Genomic DNA, 18,311 nt, shown 5'->3' on the forward strand with positions numbered 1-18,311 from the left:
CGGTGGTTCCAGGGGTCGCACGGTTGCATACAAGACACTGCGTAGTTCTCGAATGGAACCTGAAGGGCGTGTCAGATGCGGACAGGATCGCCCCTGGCGGCATCTCTTGCATGCCAGCGTTCCGAAGAGACGTCTCAGCATCACCCTGTGGATACTGGCCCCTCTCTGCCCTGCTCATAGGCACTTTCGCGCCATCATCCATCAACCGGGCAGCGGTTCACTGAACCTCATGCCCGCGAAGCCTTGACGGCTGGCATACAACAACTCTACAGTCTCTTGCATGCAAGAAGCGGCTTGCTCCGTTCACAATGAGGTGTCAACGGCGGCTTCCTCATCCGGCCGGTCGGCTGGCGGGGGAGGCGACGCAGGCACGGTGCCGTCTGCCGCCTCGGTGGTCCGGAGAGAACCCCCGCCCCCCGCCATCCGACGCACATGGGTGAGCGCCCGTTGGTGCGTACCGAGCAGAAAGGCAGCACGATGAACCCGGACGTCTCCACCGCGTCGACGGGCGAACTCGCCGAAGACTTCCACTATCGCGACAAGATCGCGGCGGTCGAACCTTACGGTGTCGACGCCATCCCCGACTCCGAGCGCCACGGCAAGGCGGTATCGCAGTTCTTCATCTGGTTCGCCGCCGGCATGAACTTCCCCATCATGGTGCTGGGCTTCTCCGGCGTCAGCTTCGGCCTGTCGCTGCCGATGGCGGTGACCGCTATCGTGGCCGGCTCCTTCGTCGGCGCGGTCGTCATGGGCATCCTGTCCCGGATGGGTGGCCGGTTGGGTGTCGCCCAACAGATCCAGGCGCGTGGCCCGCTCGGCTTCTTCGGCAACTTCGTACCCGTCGCCTATGTCAACGTCTTCGCCGGCATCGGATGGGCCTCGGTCACCGTGATCCTCGGCGCTCAGGCCTTGACCACCCTGGTGCCGGCCATCCCGTTCTGGGTGGGCGCGCTCGGCCTCGTGATCGTCCAGCTCATCGTCGCCGTCTTCGGCTACAACATGATCCACTACCTGGAGAGGATCCTCGCTGTCGTCCTCTTCTTCGGGTTCGTGATCATCACCGTTGTCTCCGTATCCCGCGGGTGGCAGGGGGGATTCGACACGAACCCCAAGGCGCCCTTCTGGATCGGCGGCTGGGGCGGGTGGGTGACCTTCGCCGGATACTTCCTCTCCTTCCTGATCGCATGGTGGCCCTTCGCCTCCGACTACTCCCGCTACCTACCTGACGAGGACCACATCAACCGTGCAACGGGGGTGTGGACCTGGGCCGGCAACTTCTTCTCCTTGGCGTGGCTCGGCGTCGCGGGGGCCCTGCTCGGCAGCTCGGCACTGTCCGGTGAGACTCCCATCCAGGCACTGGAGCGAATGACCGGCCCGTTCCACGTCGTGGCGCTGCTCATCGTCCTCACCTCGTCCTTCTCCCAGAACTTCCTCAACGTCTACGGTGGCGCGATCTCGGTGCAGACGCTGCGAATTCCCGTCAGCCGTCGGACCGCCGTCATCATCATCTGCGCCGTCGCCTACATCATCAGCCTGTGGGCCGACGAGGGTTTCGAGGCCAAGTTCAAGAACTTCCTCTTCATGGGGGCATACCTCATCGCACCCTTCGGGGCGATCCTCCTTCTCGACTACGTCTTCGGTCACCGTCACGACCGCGCTCGTATCGCAGAGCTCTATGACTCCCGGCGCATCTTGGAATGGGGCTTCGTCGCCTGGGTGGGTGCTGCACTCGTCTCCATGCCGTTCTGGAACCTGTCATTCTTCGTCGGCCCGATCGCCAAGGCACATCCGCATTGGGGCGACCTCACCTACTTCGTGGGATTCGTCGCCGGGGGAGTGTTCTACCTCCTGACGTATCGGCTCCCACCGCTGTGGCACCGCGAGAAGCCCGTATTCACCGACGCCCATGGCGTCGACCCGTCGGCGGTCGTGGTCGACGACGCGGGGAGTCCGGACCCCGCCTGATCGAGTCGGGCCCTCAGCGGGGCCAGGTCTCCTGGTCCCGCACCGGGGTCCGCTGGACAGCATCGATCACGCACGCGGATGCGGTCGGCTACGGCTGCGGCGGACTCGTCAGGATGCCTCAGCCGTAGCCGACCGCAGGCGCCAACACAGCGATCTGGAAGGCAGACCTCTCATGCAGATCACCGCCGCCGTCCTGAGCTCGGTCGGCGTCCCGACACCGTACGTGTCCTCGAATCCGCTGCGACTGCAGCGACTGGAACTGGACCCGCCAGGCCCGGGTGAGGTGCTGGTGCGTGTCGCGGCCGCCGGGCTGTGCCATTCCGACCTGTCGGTCATCAACGGCAATCGGATACGACCCACGCCGATGGCGCTGGGACACGAGGCTGCCGGAGTGGTTGAGGAGGTTGTGCCCACACCTGGTCTGTCCGGTGGAACGGATCTGGCACCCGGCGACCATGTCGTCTTCGTCTTCGTTCCCTCCTGTGGACGCTGTGAGCCGTGCAGCGGCGGCCGACCGGCACTGTGCGAGCCCGGCGCGGCGGCCAACACGGCCGGAACCCTGCTGTCCGGCGAGCGCCGGCTGCATGCCAGCGATGGCAGCCAGGTACACCACCATCTCGGGGTATCGGCCTTCGCCGATCACGCCGTCGTCTCACGTGCCTCTCTCGTCAAGGTGGACCCCGACCTTCCGTTGGAGGAGGCGGCTCTCTTCGGCTGTGCCGTGCTGACCGGTGTCGGTGCGGTCTTCAACACCGCCCGGGCTGAGGCGGGTTCGTCGGTCGCCGTGGTCGGGCTTGGAGGAGTGGGACTGTCCTCCTTGCTCGGCGCCATCGCCGCAGGTGCGCGGACGGTCGTCGCCGTCGACCTATCCGCGGAGAAGCTCGCCCTGGCGGAGAGGCTCGGCGCGACCCACGCCGTCAACGCAGGTGATCCTGAGGCGGCAGAACAGATCCGCTCTCTCACCAGGGGCGGCGTGGACTACGCCTTCGAACTGGCCGGGTCGGCGCGGGCCCTCGACCTGGCCTTCAGCGTCACCCGGCGAGGTGGTACGACCGTCACGGCCGGTCTCACCCGCCCCGATGTCCGACTTCCCCTGAGTCCGGTGACCCTCGTCGCCGAGGAACGAACCCTCAAGGGCAGCTATATCGGCACCGCCGTGCCTGGACGCGACATTCCACGCTACATCGAGCTCTACCGCCGTGGTCGCCTGCCGGTCGACAGGTTGCTCAGCGGAACATCCCCGCTGTCCGACATCAATGCCGGGTTCGACCTGCTGGATTCTGGGCAGGCCGTCCGGCACGTCGTCACGATGTCGGAGGCTGGCTATTGAGCACGTCGTGGGACGACGTGGTCGCGCAACGGCGCGGGGCGTCGGATGGGCGGTCCCCACGCGCGGAGCTCGGACGGCCGAGGGGTCATGTCGGCGTGTCCGTATCCAGCTGGTGGCAGGGAGTGGCGGGACGCATCGTGACCGACTGGCTTCCTCAACGAGACGGCCGAAGGGGACTGTATGACGTCTCTCGCGGAGCCATGTACTCCGACGGGGCAAGGCGTTCATCGTCCTCCAAGCTGCGGCAGTTCCGGGGGAGCTGGCGCACGAGGCTCGTCGGCTCGGTCTGACGTAGCAAAGACGTGGCGATCTGCGGATGGGTGAGACCGCTGTCGTCGATGTCCTCGGCACACCGACCGAGTGCTTGGCGGGGAGGGCCAGAAGAGAAGCATGCAGTCCGAGGAGAGAAGGTCATCATGAGTTCCACCGACAACGCGGCCGAGCAGTACACGGAATTGTTCGAGCAGGGGCAGAAGGCGTTCCTCGACGCCGTCGACAACTGGTCGAGGGCGGCGCGCTACACCTTCGACCGGTTCGGTACGAGCTCCGGCACACCTCTCGTCGCACCTGAGGTGATCCTCGACCAGGTCTTCGACTTCGCGGTCAAGATCCTCGAAGTACAGCGCGACGTCAGCAGGCGACTGCTCGCTGCTGCAACCGAGGCGAGCGACGCCACGGCGGCCGTTGCCAAGGCGTCCGCCGAACGCTGACCGGCGACGCCCGAGCGAATTGCCCCAGCGATGTGCATGCAACTCGAGCAGGCGGGACGCCCAGACCTCAGGAGCGTGGCTGCCAGAGCCGCGAGCCTCCGCTGGAGAACGGCGCGGACGGGCGAGTCCGCGCGGACCGTCCTCCAACCGACGACGTCATCCGAGCAGGGACTCGATGGCCTACACCCCAACCGTTGAAGGCGGAGACAGTGGAGCGGACCGATACACACAGCGTGACAGCCGACGATGGGACGCGTATCGCCTACGTGGACGAGGGGGCCGGGGAGCCCATCCTCCTCCTGCCTGGGCTCGGGTATGCCTCGTGGAGCTGGACGCGCCAGGTCGGCTCACTCTCCCGGCACGGGCGGGTCCTGGCGGTGGACAACCGCGGCACGGGGCGGTCGGAGACGCCGGAAGGGCCGTACACGATCGACCAGATGGCTCTGGATGCCCTTGCGGTCGCCTCGGTGGCGTCCGGGCCCGTGCACGTCGTCGGAGCGTCGATGGGCGGCTACATCGCGTTGACCCTGGCGCTGCGGAACCCGGCTGCCGTCAAGTCGCTGACACTGATAGCGAGCACCAGTGGCGGGCCCGGTTCCACGCCCGTCCCCGAGTCCACTCTGCGAGCATGGGCCGCCGCCGGCGTGATGGCACCCGAGGACTATGCCCGAGCCACCATGCCCCTGTCCTTCGCACCGGGTTGGACGGCAGAGCACCCCGCGGAGTTCGAGGAACTGCTCCAGCTGCGACTGCGTCACCCGACCTCATCACGAGCATGGACGGCGCAGTTCGCCGCCTGCGCGGACTATCTGGAGATCGGGGCGCCCCCTGGAGACATCGATGACATCCCGACGCTCGTCATCCATGGCACGGCCGACCGCGTCGTGCCCTACGACAACATGTCCCACGTGGCCTCCCGGCTGCCGAGGGCGAAGCAGATCACCCTCCGCGGTGCCGGACACCTCTGCTGGATCGAGAGGGACGCCAGCGTCAACCAGGCTCTCGTCGACCAGATCGCTCTCGCGGTCTGAAGCATGCCCGGCGGCCACAGACGTCCGCATTCCGCACGGAGATGCCCCAGAGGGGCACGTGACTACCTCCCCGGGGCCGTCCACCCGAGTGACTCCAGGAGCTGCCGACCATCTCGCGCGATCGTCTCGATATGGGCGGTCAGCGCCTCGATGGAGTCGAAACGTCTCTGGGGTCTGAGCTGCCGCTCGAGATTGATGACCGCACGACGACCGTAGAGGTCATCGTCGAAATCAAAGAGGTGCGCCTCGACCGTTCGTTCGGCGTTGTCGAACGTCGGGTTCGTGCCGATCGAGACTAATACTGGCCAGGGGATATCGGGATCCAGGTGCCCCGTCGCACTCGGTGCGTCGACGAGACTGAACCACCCGAAGTACACCCCATCCTGAGGAAGGTCCCTCGTCGACAGAACGGTCAGATTCGCCGTCGGATATCCGAGCGTGCGACCTCGCTGGGCCCCAGCGACCACGATCCCCTCGACGTGGGCGATGACAGATGCGCCGTCGCCTGCCACGTGTGGGTCACCCTGGACCTCCGCTCCAGCCGGGGGAGGCGGGGCAACATCTCCTCCTGACTCGACGTCACGGCTGGCCAAGCACGAAGGGTCGGGCAGGTCTGTGGGCGGCACAGACCCAGTGTGTCGCTTCTGGACTCGAAGATCGACCCAGAAGGGCCAATTCCCCTGTCCCTCTGACTGATTGATGGCGACATGACGATCCCTCGCCAAGGCCGCCGGGATCGTCCTGACCCCGCCGGGGCGGCCTTCCCCCACGGGCACGACCCGCACGACCGCAACATCCGCCTCGCGCCCAGCTTCCCCGTCCTGGACGACGTCCAGACCGCCATGACCGGCGTCGCCACCTGCATCGCCCTCGCCGCCGCCGAAGACCTCCAAGCCCGACACCAGACCGAGCGCAGCACACCCGACGATGCGAGCCTGGAGCTCGCTTGAACGCGAGATCCACTCCTCCTTGACGAGGACCTTCTCACCACGACCCGCCGCGCAGAGAAGTCGGACGCCTTGCACGATCCGGGCCGCCGAGCCGGACCGCCGTGCGATCCAGACCCGTCGATGGCGGCCGCGAGGTCCGCATGCCGGTCCGCCGGTCCCACATGGTGGGAGCGCTCGTACACTCGACCGCGCATCGCGCCGTGCCCACCGCGCGTCTCCCCCGAGGACAGGACTCCGGACGTGACCAGACCCGTCGTGCTCATCGCCGAGGAGCTGTCGCCGGCCACCATCGACGCGCTCGGGACCGACGTCGACGTGCGTCACGTCGACGGCTCCGACCGGGCGGTGCTCCTGCCCGCACTCGCCGGTGTCGATGCCGTCCTCATCCGGTCGGCGACGCGGATGGATGCCGAGGCGATCGCCGCGGCGAGGGCCCTGAAGGTCATCGCCCGCGCCGGCGTGGGTCTCGACAACGTCGACGTGCCCGCCGCGACGAAGGCCGGCGTCATGGTCGTCAACGCGCCGACCTCCAACATCACCTCCGCGGCCGAGCTCGCCGTCGGACTCCTCCTCGCGACGGCCCGCAACATCGCGCCGGCCAACGAGGCGCTCAAGCACGGGGCGTGGAAGCGCAGCCGGTATGCCGGTGTCGAGCTGCTCGACAAGACGGTCGGCGTCGTGGGGTTCGGGCGGATCGGCCAGCTCGTCGCGGAACGCCTCAGGGCGTTCGGGACCGAGATCGTGGCATACGACCCCTTCGTCTCGGCACAGCGTGCCGCCCAGCTCGGCGCGCGGCTCGTCCCGCTCGACGAGCTGCTCGCGGAGAGCGACTTCATCACGATCCACCTGCCGAAGACCCCGGAGACCATCGGCCTCATCGGCAAGGAGGCGCTGACCAAGGTCAAGCCGAGCGTCCGTATCGTCAACGCCGCCCGCGGTGGGATCCTCGACGAGGACGCCCTGGCCGAGGCCCTCCGCGAGGGACGCGTGGCCGGTGCCGGCATCGACGTGTTCGCCGAGGAGCCGACGACGAGCAGCCCCCTCTTCGAGTTCGAGTCGGTCGTCGTCACCCCGCACCTCGGGGCCAGCACGGCGGAGGCGCAGGAGAAGGCGGGCGTCGCCGTCGCCCGGTCGGTCCGGCTCGCCCTCGGGGGCGACCTCGTCCCGGACGCGGTCAACGTCGCGGGCGGCATCATCGACGAGGAGGTCCGCCCCGGCATCGACCTCGTCGAGAAGCTCGGCCGCATCTTCACCGCCGTCGCCGGGCAGGTGCCCATCCAGCTCGACGTGGACGTCAAGGGCGAGATCACCGAGCACGACGTGTCGATCTGGGAGCTGTCCGCCCTCAAGGGCCTGTTCACCGATGTCACGGAGGACCCGGTGACCTACGTCAACGCCCCGCTCCTGGCGAAGGAGCGCGGCGTCGAGGTGCGTCTCCTCACGGCGTCCGAGACCCAGGACTTCCGCAACGTGACGACGCTGCGCGGCACCTTCGCCGACGGGTCGCTCGTCAGCGTCGCCGGGACGCTCACCGGTCCGCGGATGATCCAGAAGATCGTCGGCATCAACGGCTTCGACATCGAGGTGCCGCTGTCGCAGCACATGGCCTTCTTCACCTACACCGACCGCCCGGGTGTCGTCGGCGCCCTCGGCCGGCTCCTCGGCGACGCCGACGTCAACATCGCCGGTATGCAGGTCGCCCGCCGGGACGAGGGCGGCCCGGCGCTCGTCGCCATGACGGTCGACAGCGCCATCCCCTCCGACGTCGTGTCGGCGATCGGGCGGGAGATCGGCGCCGACAGCGTCCGCGTCGTCGATCTCGACTGACCACGCGATGGTCGATCTCGACTGACCACGCGATGGTCGGTCTTGACTGACCACGCGATGGTCGGTCTTGACTGACCGGCGGCCCGGCACGGTCCTCGTTGTGCTCGGGTTGAGTGTCCACCGCGTCCGGATCGTGGAATTCGGTCGCGAGATACTAGGACGTCCATCTATCGTGGTCGTCATGCAGCGGCAGGTACGACTCATCGTCAGCCGCGGCGGGGTCCTCTAGTCAGCACCCTCGCCGCGGAGATCCCGCGACGTCCGCTGACATCGGCTCGCCCAACAGGGCTCGAGCCCCACCCCGTAGGCACCGAGACATCACGAAGGAATGATCAGCATGAGCGAAGAGGCTCAGAACGCCCGTCAGGCGCTGCAGGAGAGCATGGACCTGCGCGAGCAGGGTCACAGCGACGACTGAGGTCGTCCAGCGCACCGAGCCCCGGCCCCTTGGCCGGGGCTCGATCGCTGGGTGAGACAGCCGTCCCAGATGCAGAGACGACACCTACCCTCTAGGACCATGGTTCAGCCGACGCAGGACGCCATCGACATCGCCGTCATCCCGGGCGACGGGATCGGCCGCGAGGTCGTCGCCGAGGGACTCAAGGTGCTCGGCGCCGCGACCGGCAGCACCGGTCCGAAGGTCAGCACGACCGACTACGACCTCGGCGCCACGCGCTGGCTCGCGACGGGCGAGACGCTCCCCGACTCGGTCCTGGAGGAGCTGCGCGGGCACGACGCGATCCTCCTCGGGGCCATCGGCGACCCGGCCGTCCCGAGCGGGGTCCTCGAGCGCGGCATCCTCCTGCCGCTCCGGTTCGCCCTCGAGCACTACGTCAACCTCCGGCCGGCCCGCCTCTACCCCGGCGTGACGAGCCCGCTCGACGTGGCGCGCGTCGCACCCGGGGGCATCGACTTCGTCGTCGTCCGCGAGGGCACCGAGGGTCCCTACGTCGGCAACGGCGGCGCGCTGCGGGTCGGCACGCCGAACGAGGTGGCCACCGAGGTCAGCGTCAACACCCGCTTCGGTATCGAGCGGGTCGTCCGCGACGCCTTCGCCCGGGCGCAGGCCCGCCCGCGCAAGCACCTCACCCTCGTCCACAAGCACAACGTCCTCACCCACGCCGGTCACCTGTGGCGCCGCACCGTCGAGGAGGTGGGCGCCGAGTTCCCCGACGTGGAGACGGCATACCAGCATGTCGACGCGGCGACGATCTTCCTCGTCACCGACCCGGGTCGCTTCGACGTCGTCGTGACCGACAACCTGTTCGGCGACATCATCACCGACATCGCCGCGGCCATCGCCGGCGGCATCGGGCTCGCCGCGAGCGGCAACATCAACCCGCAGCGGACGACCCCCAGCATGTTCGAGCCGGTCCACGGCTCGGCTCCCGACATCGCGGGCCGGGGCATCGCCGACCCGACCGCGACGATCCTGTCGGTCGGCATGCTCCTGGACCATCTCGGCCTGGCCGACGCGGCGCGTCGCGTCGAGGCCGCCGTCGCCGCCGACCTGGCGGACCGGGGCGGCGCGTCGCGCTCGACGAGCGAGGTCGGCGATGCGATCGCCGCACGCGTCGGGTGAACTAACCTGCTGCTAGGTCGCACGGATCGCACGGAAAGGCCCGCTCATGTCCACGCCCCTCACCTTCCCCGTCGACGCCGACGTCCCGCGGCGCACTGCAGAGGAGCGGGAGGCGATCCTCGCCAACCCCGGCTTCGGCAAGCACTTCACCGACCACATGGCCACCGCGACGTGGACCGACGGGGAGGGCTGGCACGACGGCCGCGTCCAGGCATACGGGCCGATCACCCTCATGCCGTCGGCGGCGGTCCTCCACTACGCGCAGGAGATCTTCGAGGGGCTCAAGGCCTACCGCCACGAGGACGGGTCGGTGTGGAGCTTCCGGCCGGAGGCGAACGCCGCTCGGATGGCCCGCAGCGCCGCACGCCTCACGCTGCCGAGTCTCACCGAGGAGGAGTTCGTCGACTCCCTGCGCGCCCTCGTCGCGGTCGACGTCGACTGGGTCCCGGCGCACGATGCGGGGGAGGCGAGCCTCTACCTGCGGCCCTTCATGTATGCCAGTGAGGCCTTCCTCGGCGTCCGGCCGGCCAAGGAGGTCACCTACAGCGTCATCGCCTCGCCCGCCGGTCCCTACTTCTCCGGTGGCCTGAACCCCGTCTCGCTGTGGATCTCGACGCAGTACGCCCGCGCCGGGGAGGGCGGGACCGGTGCGGCCAAGTGCGGAGGCAACTACGCCTCGAGCCTCGCCGGGCAGCTCGAGGGCATCGAGCACGGCTGCGACCAGGCGGTCTTCCTCGACTCCTCGACGCACACCTACATCGAGGAGCTCGGCGGCATGAACCTCTTCTTCGTGACGAGGGACAACCGCCTGCTCACCCCCGAGCTCACCGGCACGATCCTCGAGGGGGTGACCCGGGCCTCGTTCCTCGAGCTGTCCAAGGAGCTGGGCCTCACGCCCGAGGAGCGGCGCATCCCCATCGAGGAGTGGAAGGACGGTGCGGCCTCGGGGGAGATCACCGAGGTGTTCGCCTGTGGCACGGCGGCGGTCGTCACCCCCGTCGGCGAGCTGCGCTGGGACGGCGGGTCGTGCGACGCGCGACGCGACGGCGCCGTCGGCGAGGTGACTCGCACGATCCGCGAGCGGCTCCTCGACATCCAGTACGGCCGGGCCGAGGACACCCACGGCTGGCTCACCCGCCTGGCCTGAGCAGGTGCCCGACGAGAGCCGGGCCGCCGGGAGCCGGCGATCCGAGGATCCGCCGCGCGTCGTCGCGAGCGACCTCGACGGCACCCTGCTGCGCTCCGACGGCACCCTCTCGTCCCGGACGGCGGCGGCCTGGCGGGCCGTCGAGGAGGCGGGGATCGTCACCGTCCTCGTGACGGCCCGGCCGCCGCGCTGGCTCGACGCCCTCTCGGAGCTCATCGCCTCGCACGGCCTGGCCATCTGCGGCAACGGGGCCTTCCTCTACGACGTCGGCCGCCGCCGGGTCATCGGGTCCCAGGGCTTCGACCGCGCCGACCTCCTCGCCGTCGTCGCGGATCTGCGGGCGGCGGTGCCGGGGATCACCTTCGCCGCCGAGCGGGCGAGCGGGCCGTGGGTCGAGCCGGCCTATCCCGACCCGCATCGGGAACGGGGCGCCGACACCTGGGTGCGGGCCCCTCTCGAGGACATCGACGAGGAGCCGGTCGGCAAGCTGCTCGCCCTCGCGCCGACGCTGTCCACCGACGACCTCCTGCGCCGGGTCGGCACGGTCGTCGGCGACCGCGGGATCCTCGCCTACTCCGGCGCCCACGCCCTCGCCGAGGTCAACGCGCCCGGCGTGACGAAGGCCGCGGCCCTCGAGACCTGGTGCGCCGAGCGGGGGATCGGGCCGGCCCAGGTGTGGGCCTTCGGGGACATGCCGAACGACATCCCCATGCTGAGCTGGGCGGGCCGGTCGTATGCCGTGGCCAGCGGCCACGGCGCCGCGCTCGCCGCCGCGACGGACACCTGCCCGGCCAACGACGAGGACGGCGTCGCGCAGGTCCTCGAGCGGCTCGTCGCTTCTGTCGCAGGCATCCCGGTTCGGTAGCCCCGCGAACCGAGCTCGGTCCGCGGGGAGCCGGTAATGGTTTGCGAATGGACCATTGACAGCCGGGCTCCACGGGTGTTGCATCGGGCGCATCAGGTCCTCCGACCGAAGGAGCGCGTCCCGTGCCCGAAGGAATCGACCTCACCGACGACGAACGCCGACTCGCCGAGCTCGGCTACAAGCAGGAGCTGCACCGGTCCTGGTCCGGGTTCTCCAACTTCGCGATCTCCTTCTCCATCATCTCGATCCTCGCCGGATGCTTCACGAACTTCGGCGCGGGCTGGAACAACGGCGGACCGATCTCCGTCTCGTGGTCCTGGCCGATCCTGTCGCTGTTCATCCTGCTCATCGGCTTCACGATGTCCGAGCTCGTCTCGGCCTTCCCGACCTCGGGCGGCATCTACTGGTGGGCCTCCCGCCTCGGCGGTGCCCGGGCCGGCTTCTACACCGGGTGGCTCAACCTCATCGGCCTCATCGCCGTGACCGCCGGCGTCGCCTACGGCTGCGCGACCTTCATCGACCTCACCATCTCGACGTGGTCGAGGTCGTATGCCGACGGCTACAGCCTGACCCGGGTCTTCCTCACCTTCGTCGTCGTCCTCGGGGTCGCGGCGGTCCTCAACATCTTCAGCGGCCACCTCATGGCGATCATGAACAACGTCTCGGTGTGGTGGCACGTCTTCGGGGCGGCCGCGATCATCGTCATGCTCCTGCTCGTCCCCGACCACCACCAGTCCTTCTCGTACGTCTTCACCCACCGCTTCAACAACTCCGGCTTCCTGTCGGGGAGCACGGGCAGCTTCGGCTTCTGGTTCGCCATCGTGCCGTTCGGCTTCCTCCTCACGCAGTACACCATCACCGGGTTCGACGCCTCGGCCCACCTGTCGGAGGAGACCTCCTCGGCGTCGAAGGCGGCGGCGAAGGGCATCTGGCAGTCCATCGCCTACTCGGCCCTCGGCGGCTACATCCTCCTGCTGTGCGTCGTCTTCGCCGTCCCGAACGTCGGCGGCGTTCCGGACGACGCCGGCGTCGGCGGTGGCGGGGTCGCATACATCTTCACGACGGCGATGGGCAACTCGTGGGGCGGCCTCGTCCTGTTCATCTCCGCCGCCGGCCAGGTGTTCTGCACCGTCTCCTGCCTCACGTCGGCCTCCCGGATGCTCTTCGCCTTCAGCCGGGACCGCGCGGTGCCGGGCTGGTCGCACTGGTCGCGGCTGTCGGCGAACCGGGTCCCCGCGCAAGGGGTGGTCCTCGTCGCCGTCGTCGCCGCGATCGTCACCCTGCCGGCGCTCATCAAGGTCAACGTGGGGACCGACGCCGAGCCGCTCATCGTGCCCGTCGCCTTCTACGCCGTCACCTCGATCGCCGTCATCGGGCTCTACCTGTCCTTCGCCATCCCCATCTGGCTGCGCTGGCGGCACGGCGACCGGTTCGAGGTGGGGTCGTGGAACAACGGTGCGAAGTACCGGTGGATGAACCCGATCGCCGTCGCCGAGATCGTCATCGTCTCCCTCTATCTCATGATGCCGTTCGTGCCCGGCGCGGTCCCGTTCAGCAAGGACTTCGCGTGGAAGTTCGTCAACTACGCGCCGATCGTCACCCTCGGCGCCCTCCTCGCCCTCACCATCTGGTGGTATGCGTCGGCCCGGCACTGGTTCACCGGCCCGATCCGGACCATCGACGAGTCCCCCGAGGAGGCACCGCAGCCCGGCGCATGAGCAGCGACCCGAGCCCCGTGACCGACCCCGCGCTGGACGCCGTCCTCGACCGGGTCGACGTCCTCGCCGGAGTCCCTCGCACCGTCGTTCCGCTTCCCGGCGGGCTGACGAACCGCAACTACCGGGTGACGACGCGGGACGTCGACGTCGTCGTGCGGGTCTCCCCGCCGACGACGGGGCTGCTGGCCGTGGACCGCGAGGCGGAGTTCCGCAACTCGTGCATCGCGGCCCGGGCCGGAGTCGGTGCGCCGGTCGTCGACTACCTGCCCGGCCGGGGTGTGCTCGTCGTCGGGTTCATCCCGGACACGAGGACCTACGCCGACGCCGACGTGGCCGCCAACCTCGACCGCGTCGCGCAGGCGGTCCGGCGGCTGCACGAGGCTGACCCCTTCGCCAACCGCTTCTCGATGTTCGACATCCAGGCCCGATACTTGAGAATCATGTGGGACAACGGTTTTCGGATGCCGGAGGGCTACGTCGACCTACTCCCGGAGTTCGAACGGGTCCGGACCGCGCTCCATGCCCACCCCGAGCCCCTCGTCCCGTGTCACAACGACCTCCTCGCGGCGAACTTCCTCGACGACGGGGAGACGGTCTGGATCATCGACTACGAGTACTCCGGAAGCAACGAGGCGATGTTCGAGCTCGGCAACATCGCCCAGGAGGCCGGGCTCGACGACGACGCCCTCGCCTCGCTCGTCGAGTCCTACCTCCGCGCGCCCGACCCCGTCGCGACGGCGCGGGCCGAGCTGTGGCGGGTCGCGTCGGCATACGGCTGGACCCTCTGGGGCACCATCCAGCACGGCGCGAGCGAGATCGACGTCGACTTCTGGTCGTGGGCCATGGAGAAGTACGACCTGGCCCGCGCCGCCTTGGGATCGCGCCGCGTGGAGCGGCTCCTCGACCTCGTGGGTGAGGGCCGGTGAGCGATCTTCCCGACCGCGCCGCCATCGTCGTCATCGGGGGCGGTGTCATCGGATGCTCGGTCGCCTACCACCTCACCCAGCTCGGCCGGACCGACGTCCTCCTCCTCGAGCAGGGGTCGCTGTCGGGCGGCACGACGTGGCACGCGGCCGGGCTCGTCGGCCAGTTGCGGGCCACCGAGGCCGGCACCCGGCTCGTCCAGTACTCCACCTCGCTGTACGAGCGACTCGAGGAGGAGACCGGGCTCGGCACCGGGTTCCGGCGGTGCGGCGGCCTCACCGTCGCGCGGACCCCCGACCGGATGACGGCGCTGCGCCGGACGGGGGCGAGCGCCGCGGCATACGACCTCGAGTGCGAGATCCTCACTGCCGCAGAGGCGTTGGAGCGGTACCCGCTCATCCGCAGCAACGACCTCGTCGGCGCCATCTGGCTGCCGGACGACGGCCGCGCCAACCCGACGGACCTCACCCAGTCGCTCGCCAAGGGAGCCCGGTCGGGCGGCGCCCGCATCGTCGAGCGAGTCCGCGTGACCGGCGTGACGACGACACCCGTGGGCCGGCGGCGACGGGTGACGGGCGTGCGGACCGACCGGGGCGACGTCGAGGCCGACGTCGTCGTCAACTGTGCCGGCCAGTGGGCCAAGGCGGTCGCGGCGATGTGCGGAGTCACCGTGCCGCTCCACTCGGCCGAGCACTTCTATGTCGTGACCGACCAGATCGACGGCGTCCACCGCGACCTGCCGATCCTGCGCGACCCCGACGGCTACACCTACGTCAAGGAGGAGGTCGGCGGTCTGCTCGTCGGTGGGTTCGAACCGGAGGCGAAGCCGTGGGTCTCGCCGGAGCACCTCCCGTACCCCTTCGAGTTCCAGCTCCTCGAGGAGGACTGGGAGCACTTCGAGGTCCTCATGGACAGCGCCGTGCACCGTCTCCCCGTCCTCGCCGAGACGGGGATCCGCGCGTTCTACAACGGTCCCGAGAGCTTCACGCCGGACAACCAGTTCATCATGGGCGAGTCGCCGGAGGTCGCCGGCTTCTTCGTCGGGGCAGGGTTCAACAGCGTGGGGATCGCGTCGGCCGGGGGTGCCGGGCGGGCGCTCGCCGAGTGGGTCGTCGAGGGCGAGCCGACGCAGGACCTGGCGGCGGTCGACATCCGGCGGTTCTCGCCGCTCGCCGGCAACACGTCGTGGCTGCGGGAGCGGGTCGTCGAGGTGCTGGGCCTCCACTACGCCGTGCCGTGGCCGAACCGGGAGCTGGAGAGCGGCCGTCCGCAACGGTGTTCGCCGCTGCACGATCGTCTTGTCGCGCAGCACGCCCTCCTCGGCACGCGCAACGGGTGGGAGCGGGCCAACGTCTTCGCGCCTCCTGGGCAGGAGCCGGCGCTGCGCTACTCGTGGGACCGTCCGCACTGGGTCGACTGGTGCGTGGCCGAGCAGGTCGCCTGCCGGACCGGGGTCGCCGTCTTCGACCAGACGTCCTTCTCCAAGTACCTCCTCAGCGGGCCGGATGCGGTCCAGGCCTTCGGGGTCCTGTGCACCGCCGACATCGACGTGCCCGTCGGACGGACCGTCTACACGGGGCTGCTCAACGGCCGCGGCACCTACGAGGCCGACGTGACGGTCACCCGCACGGGCGCCGACGAGCTCCTCGTCGTGAGCAGCGCGGCGACGACGGTCCGCGACCTCGACTGGATCCGGCGGCACGTGTCGTCCGCGGACCGCCTCGAGGTCGCCGACGTCACCTCCGCCTTCGCGGTGCTCGGCGTCATGGGTCCCTCGTCGCGGGACCTGCTGTCCAAGTTGTCGCAGGACTCGTTCTCCGACAACGACTTCCCCTTCGGGACGAGCCGCGAGGTGAGGATCGGGTATGCCGTCGTCCGGGCGACGCGGATCACCTACGTCGGCAAGCTCGGCTGGGAGCTCTACATCCCCGTCGAGCAGGCCACGGGCGTCTACGACCGGCTGATGGCCGCCGGTGCCGAGCTCGGCGTCGTGCCGGCCGGCTACTACGCCATCGAGGCGATGCGGCTCGAGATGGGCTACCGGGCCTTCGGGCGTGAGCTGTCGCCGGACCTCGGGCCCGTCGAGGCGGGGCTCACCTTCGCCTGCTCGCTCGGCACCGACCGGCCGTTCCTCGGGCGCGAGGCCGTCGAGGCGGTCCGTGTCGCCGGGCCGTCGCGGCGGGTCGTCTCCCTCGTCGTCGCCGACCCGGCGGCATACCCCTGGGGTGGTGAGCTCGTCCGCCGGGACGGCGTGCCCGTCGGTCAGCTGACCAGTGCCGCCTGGGGAGCGACGGTGGGCTCCGGTGTCGGGCTCGCGCTCGTCGGGGAGCGCTCGGACGGGGCGGTGACCCGCGAGTGGCTGGCCTCCGGGTCGTGGGACCTCGACCTGGCCGGCACTCGGTTCGCCGTCTCCGTCGGTCTGCGGCCGCCCCTGGACCCCGTCAGTCGCGTGCGGCCGGCGGCCGGCCCCGGCGGGGGAGCGGGCCGGCCTTCTTCGGCATCCGGCCCGCCTCGGTGAGAGCCCGGCGCAGGAGGAGCTCGACATGCGCGTTGAGGCTGCGCAGCTCGTCGTCCGCCCACCGCGTGAGGGCGTCGTGGATCGCCGGGTCCATCCGCAGGAGCACCTGGCGGCGCGCGGTCACGTGTAGAGGGATCCGGCGTTGACGATGGGCGAGGGCGGCTGGTCGCCGCAGAGGACGACCATGAGGTTGCTCACCATGCTCGCCTTGCGCTCCTCGTCGAGCTCGACGACGTCGTGCTCCATGAGCCGTTCGAGCGCGAGCTCGACCATCCCGACGGCGCCCTCGACGATCCGGGACCGGGCGGCGACGACGGCGTTGGCCTGCTGGCGGCGCAGCATCGCCTGGGCGATCTCCTGCGCGTAGGCGAGGTGGGAGATACGCACCTCGAGGACCTGCAGACCGGCGACGGCGACCCGCTCCGACACCTCGTGCGCCAGCTCGGCGACGACGATGTCCGTCGACCCTCGCAGGGACGTGCCGGTCCCCTCGGTGTCGTCGTACGGATGCGTCACCGCGACGTGCCGGAGGGCCGACTCGGCCTGGACGGAGATGAAGGTGTCGTAGCTGTCGACGGCATACGTCGACTTCGCCGTGTCGGCGACCTGCCACACGACGATGGCGGCGATCTCCACGGGGTTGCCCTCGGCGTCGTTGACCTTGAGCCGGTTCGTCTCGAAGTTGCGGACCCGGGTGCTGACCGAGCGGCGCGCCGTGAGCGGAAGGACCCACCAGAACCCGGGACGGGTCACGGTCCCCACGTAGGTGCCGAAGAACTGGACGACGGAGGTGCGGCCCGGGGGGACGATGACGAGGGCCGTCGCGGCGAGGACGAGGACGACGATGGGGACCCAGGTCCAGCGGTTCCCGTCGACGATGCCGCGGTAGGCGAGCCAGGCGCACGCCGCGATGACGACGACGCCGAACCAGCCGCTCACCGCGAGGGCCGGTCGCTGGGTGATGCCGACCTTGGGCTGGATGCCGCCGGCGTCCGCGGTCGCTGCCGGCGTGTGGTGGGGAGTCATGGACGGCCCCTTTCCGAGAAAAGTGATAGCGATAAATAAAGTGATATCACTCTTCTGGCCTCCTGACAACCTCCGGCCACCGAACCCCCTCCGCTCGGTCCCACGCCGAGACGTCCCACCCGTCGCAGCCGGCCTCGGCACCGGCGGCCTTCGCTCCCGCACGTGCCGAGTCGATGTCGTCACGAGGCTGGTCCGGCGACATCAGCTCGGCACGTGCGGGGTTGTCGTGGTCGTCCGGGGCTGGGAACCACGACAACCCCACACCTGCCGAGTCCCAGGAAAGGTTCAGGAGGGAACCATTGACGCGAACGCCACGGAGGTATTGGATCGTCCCGTGAACTCCGCGCCGGCGCCGTCGTCCCTTCCGGACGTCGTGCTGCGCCCCGCGGTGGGCAACGCCTTCGAGGCGACGGTCGAGCAGCTCGCGACGGCCATCCGGCTCGGTGTCTTCACCCGCGACGAGCTGCTGCCGCCGGAGCGCGAGCTCGCCGAGCGTCTCGGCGTGAGCCGCAACACCCTCCGCGAGGCGATCGCCGCCCTCCGCGAGTCCGGGCTCGTCGAGACGCGCCGGGGGCGGGGCGGGGGGACGGTCGTCACGTATGCCGGCCTCGAGCCGGGCACGACGCCACCCGTCCGCACCGGCGCGGCGCTCGCCGACGCGATGGACTTCCGGCGGGTCGTCGAGCCGGGCGGCGCGGCCCTCGCGCGGGCCCCCCCC

General features: G+C 69.7%; 17 protein-coding genes. 14 read left to right on the forward strand and 3 right to left on the reverse strand.

The genetic code is table 11. The features are described 5' to 3' along the window. The first annotated feature begins 432 nt into the window (after positions 1-432). From BN12_RS09290 to BN12_RS09305, 4 genes are all read left to right on the forward strand, one after another. Complete coding sequence (locus BN12_RS09290) at positions 433-1,965, forward strand: purine-cytosine permease family protein (RefSeq protein ID WP_235432313.1); 1,533 nt, start codon at positions 433-435, stop codon at positions 1,963-1,965. 172 nt (positions 1,966-2,137) lie between these two features. Continuing rightward, the gene (locus BN12_RS09295) at positions 2,138-3,295 is read left to right on the forward strand and encodes a zinc-dependent alcohol dehydrogenase family protein (RefSeq protein ID WP_048550862.1); all 1,158 of its coding nucleotides are present in this window, start codon (positions 2,138-2,140) and stop codon (positions 3,293-3,295) included. A 416-nt stretch (positions 3,296-3,711) separates the two neighbouring features. After that, a complete protein-coding gene (locus BN12_RS09300; protein WP_048550863.1) occupies positions 3,712-4,005 on the forward strand; it encodes a hypothetical protein in 294 nt (97 codons plus the stop codon). Positions 4,006-4,238: 233 nt separating this feature from the next. Further along, positions 4,239-5,036 carry an alpha/beta fold hydrolase gene (locus BN12_RS09305; protein ID WP_200901162.1) on the forward strand — a complete coding sequence of 266 codons (798 nt, stop codon included), beginning with the start codon at positions 4,239-4,241 and terminating at the stop codon, positions 5,034-5,036. Positions 5,037-5,098: 62 nt separating this feature from the next. Here BN12_RS09305 and BN12_RS23755 read toward each other — a convergent pair whose 3' ends face one another. Then, on the reverse strand, positions 5,099-5,629 hold the full coding sequence (locus BN12_RS23755; protein WP_235432314.1) for a riboflavin kinase: 531 nt from the start codon (positions 5,627-5,629) through the stop codon (positions 5,099-5,101). Positions 5,630-5,743: 114 nt separating this feature from the next. Here BN12_RS23755 and BN12_RS09315 point away from each other — a divergent pair, with 114 nt between their 5' ends. The 9 genes from BN12_RS09315 to BN12_RS09355 all read left to right on the forward strand — a co-directional run bounded on the left by BN12_RS09315 (position 5,744) and on the right by BN12_RS09355 (position 16,567). Further along, positions 5,744-5,986, forward strand: coding sequence for a hypothetical protein (locus BN12_RS09315; protein WP_048551910.1), 243 nt, complete (start codon positions 5,744-5,746; stop codon positions 5,984-5,986). A 240-nt stretch (positions 5,987-6,226) separates the two neighbouring features. Continuing rightward, a complete protein-coding gene (gene serA / locus BN12_RS09320) occupies positions 6,227-7,813 on the forward strand; it encodes a phosphoglycerate dehydrogenase (protein WP_048551912.1) in 1,587 nt (528 codons plus the stop codon). A 328-nt stretch (positions 7,814-8,141) separates the two neighbouring features. After that, positions 8,142-8,231, forward strand: a complete 90-nt coding sequence (locus BN12_RS09325; protein ID WP_048551914.1) for a hypothetical protein — start codon at positions 8,142-8,144, stop codon at positions 8,229-8,231. A gap of 99 nt (positions 8,232-8,330) precedes the next feature. After that, positions 8,331-9,395 (forward strand): 3-isopropylmalate dehydrogenase, encoded by a 1,065-nt coding sequence (locus tag BN12_RS09330; protein ID WP_048551916.1) that lies wholly within the window; start codon positions 8,331-8,333, stop codon positions 9,393-9,395. A 46-nt stretch (positions 9,396-9,441) separates the two neighbouring features. Beyond that, positions 9,442-10,542, forward strand: a complete 1,101-nt coding sequence (locus BN12_RS09335; RefSeq protein ID WP_048551917.1) for a branched-chain amino acid aminotransferase — start codon at positions 9,442-9,444, stop codon at positions 10,540-10,542. A gap of 4 nt (positions 10,543-10,546) precedes the next feature. Next, on the forward strand, positions 10,547-11,407 hold the full coding sequence (locus BN12_RS09340; protein ID WP_048551920.1) for an HAD family hydrolase: 861 nt from the start codon (positions 10,547-10,549) through the stop codon (positions 11,405-11,407). Positions 11,408-11,529: 122 nt separating this feature from the next. Beyond that, positions 11,530-13,125, forward strand: a complete 1,596-nt coding sequence (locus BN12_RS09345; protein ID WP_048551923.1) for an amino acid permease — start codon at positions 11,530-11,532, stop codon at positions 13,123-13,125. Beyond that, the gene (locus tag BN12_RS09350; protein ID WP_048551926.1) at positions 13,122-14,051 is read left to right on the forward strand and encodes a phosphotransferase; all 930 of its coding nucleotides are present in this window, start codon (positions 13,122-13,124) and stop codon (positions 14,049-14,051) included. Before BN12_RS09345 ends, BN12_RS09350 begins: the two co-directional genes overlap by 4 nt. Then, positions 14,048-16,567 (forward strand): GcvT family protein, encoded by a 2,520-nt coding sequence (locus BN12_RS09355; protein WP_048551929.1) that lies wholly within the window; start codon positions 14,048-14,050, stop codon positions 16,565-16,567. The genes BN12_RS09350 and BN12_RS09355 overlap by 4 nt, the downstream gene beginning before the upstream one ends. Here the strand turns inward: BN12_RS09355 and BN12_RS09360 are convergent. Together BN12_RS09360 and BN12_RS09365 are read right to left on the reverse strand one after the other, a co-directional pair. Then, positions 16,491-16,691, reverse strand: coding sequence for a hypothetical protein (locus tag BN12_RS09360; RefSeq protein ID WP_235432354.1), 201 nt, complete (start codon positions 16,689-16,691; stop codon positions 16,491-16,493). The genes BN12_RS09355 and BN12_RS09360 overlap by 77 nt on opposite strands. Then, a complete protein-coding gene (locus BN12_RS09365; protein WP_048551935.1) occupies positions 16,688-17,593 on the reverse strand; it encodes an SPFH domain-containing protein in 906 nt (301 codons plus the stop codon). Before BN12_RS09365 ends, BN12_RS09360 begins: the two co-directional genes overlap by 4 nt. Positions 17,594-17,927: 334 nt before the next feature. Here BN12_RS09365 and BN12_RS26090 point away from each other — a divergent pair. Then, positions 17,928-18,311 (forward strand): FadR/GntR family transcriptional regulator (locus tag BN12_RS26090; RefSeq protein ID WP_235432355.1); only part of this gene is annotated, 384 nt, incomplete at its 3' end.

The organism is Nostocoides japonicum T1-X7 (assembly GCF_001046855.1).
Classification (GTDB): Bacteria; Actinomycetota; Actinomycetes; order Actinomycetales; family Dermatophilaceae; genus Nostocoides; species Nostocoides japonicum.

Coding starts and splice junctions, on each gene's coding strand:
- BN12_RS09290 (WP_235432313.1), top strand. CDS start 433: ATGGGTGAGCGCCCGTTGGTGCGTACCGAGCAGAAAGGCAGCACGATG.
- BN12_RS09295 (WP_048550862.1), top strand. CDS start 2,138: ATGCAGATCACCGCCGCCGTCCTGAGCTCGGTCGGCGTCCCGACACCG.
- BN12_RS09300 (WP_048550863.1), top strand. CDS start 3,712: ATGAGTTCCACCGACAACGCGGCCGAGCAGTACACGGAATTGTTCGAG.
- BN12_RS09315 (WP_048551910.1), top strand. CDS start 5,744: ATGACGATCCCTCGCCAAGGCCGCCGGGATCGTCCTGACCCCGCCGGG.
- BN12_RS09325 (WP_048551914.1), top strand. CDS start 8,142: ATGATCAGCATGAGCGAAGAGGCTCAGAACGCCCGTCAGGCGCTGCAG.
- BN12_RS09330 (WP_048551916.1), top strand. CDS start 8,331: ATGGTTCAGCCGACGCAGGACGCCATCGACATCGCCGTCATCCCGGGC.
- BN12_RS09335 (WP_048551917.1), top strand. CDS start 9,442: ATGTCCACGCCCCTCACCTTCCCCGTCGACGCCGACGTCCCGCGGCGC.
- BN12_RS09350 (WP_048551926.1), top strand. CDS start 13,122: ATGAGCAGCGACCCGAGCCCCGTGACCGACCCCGCGCTGGACGCCGTC.
- BN12_RS09365 (WP_048551935.1), bottom strand. CDS start 17,593: ATGACTCCCCACCACACGCCGGCAGCGACCGCGGACGCCGGCGGCATC.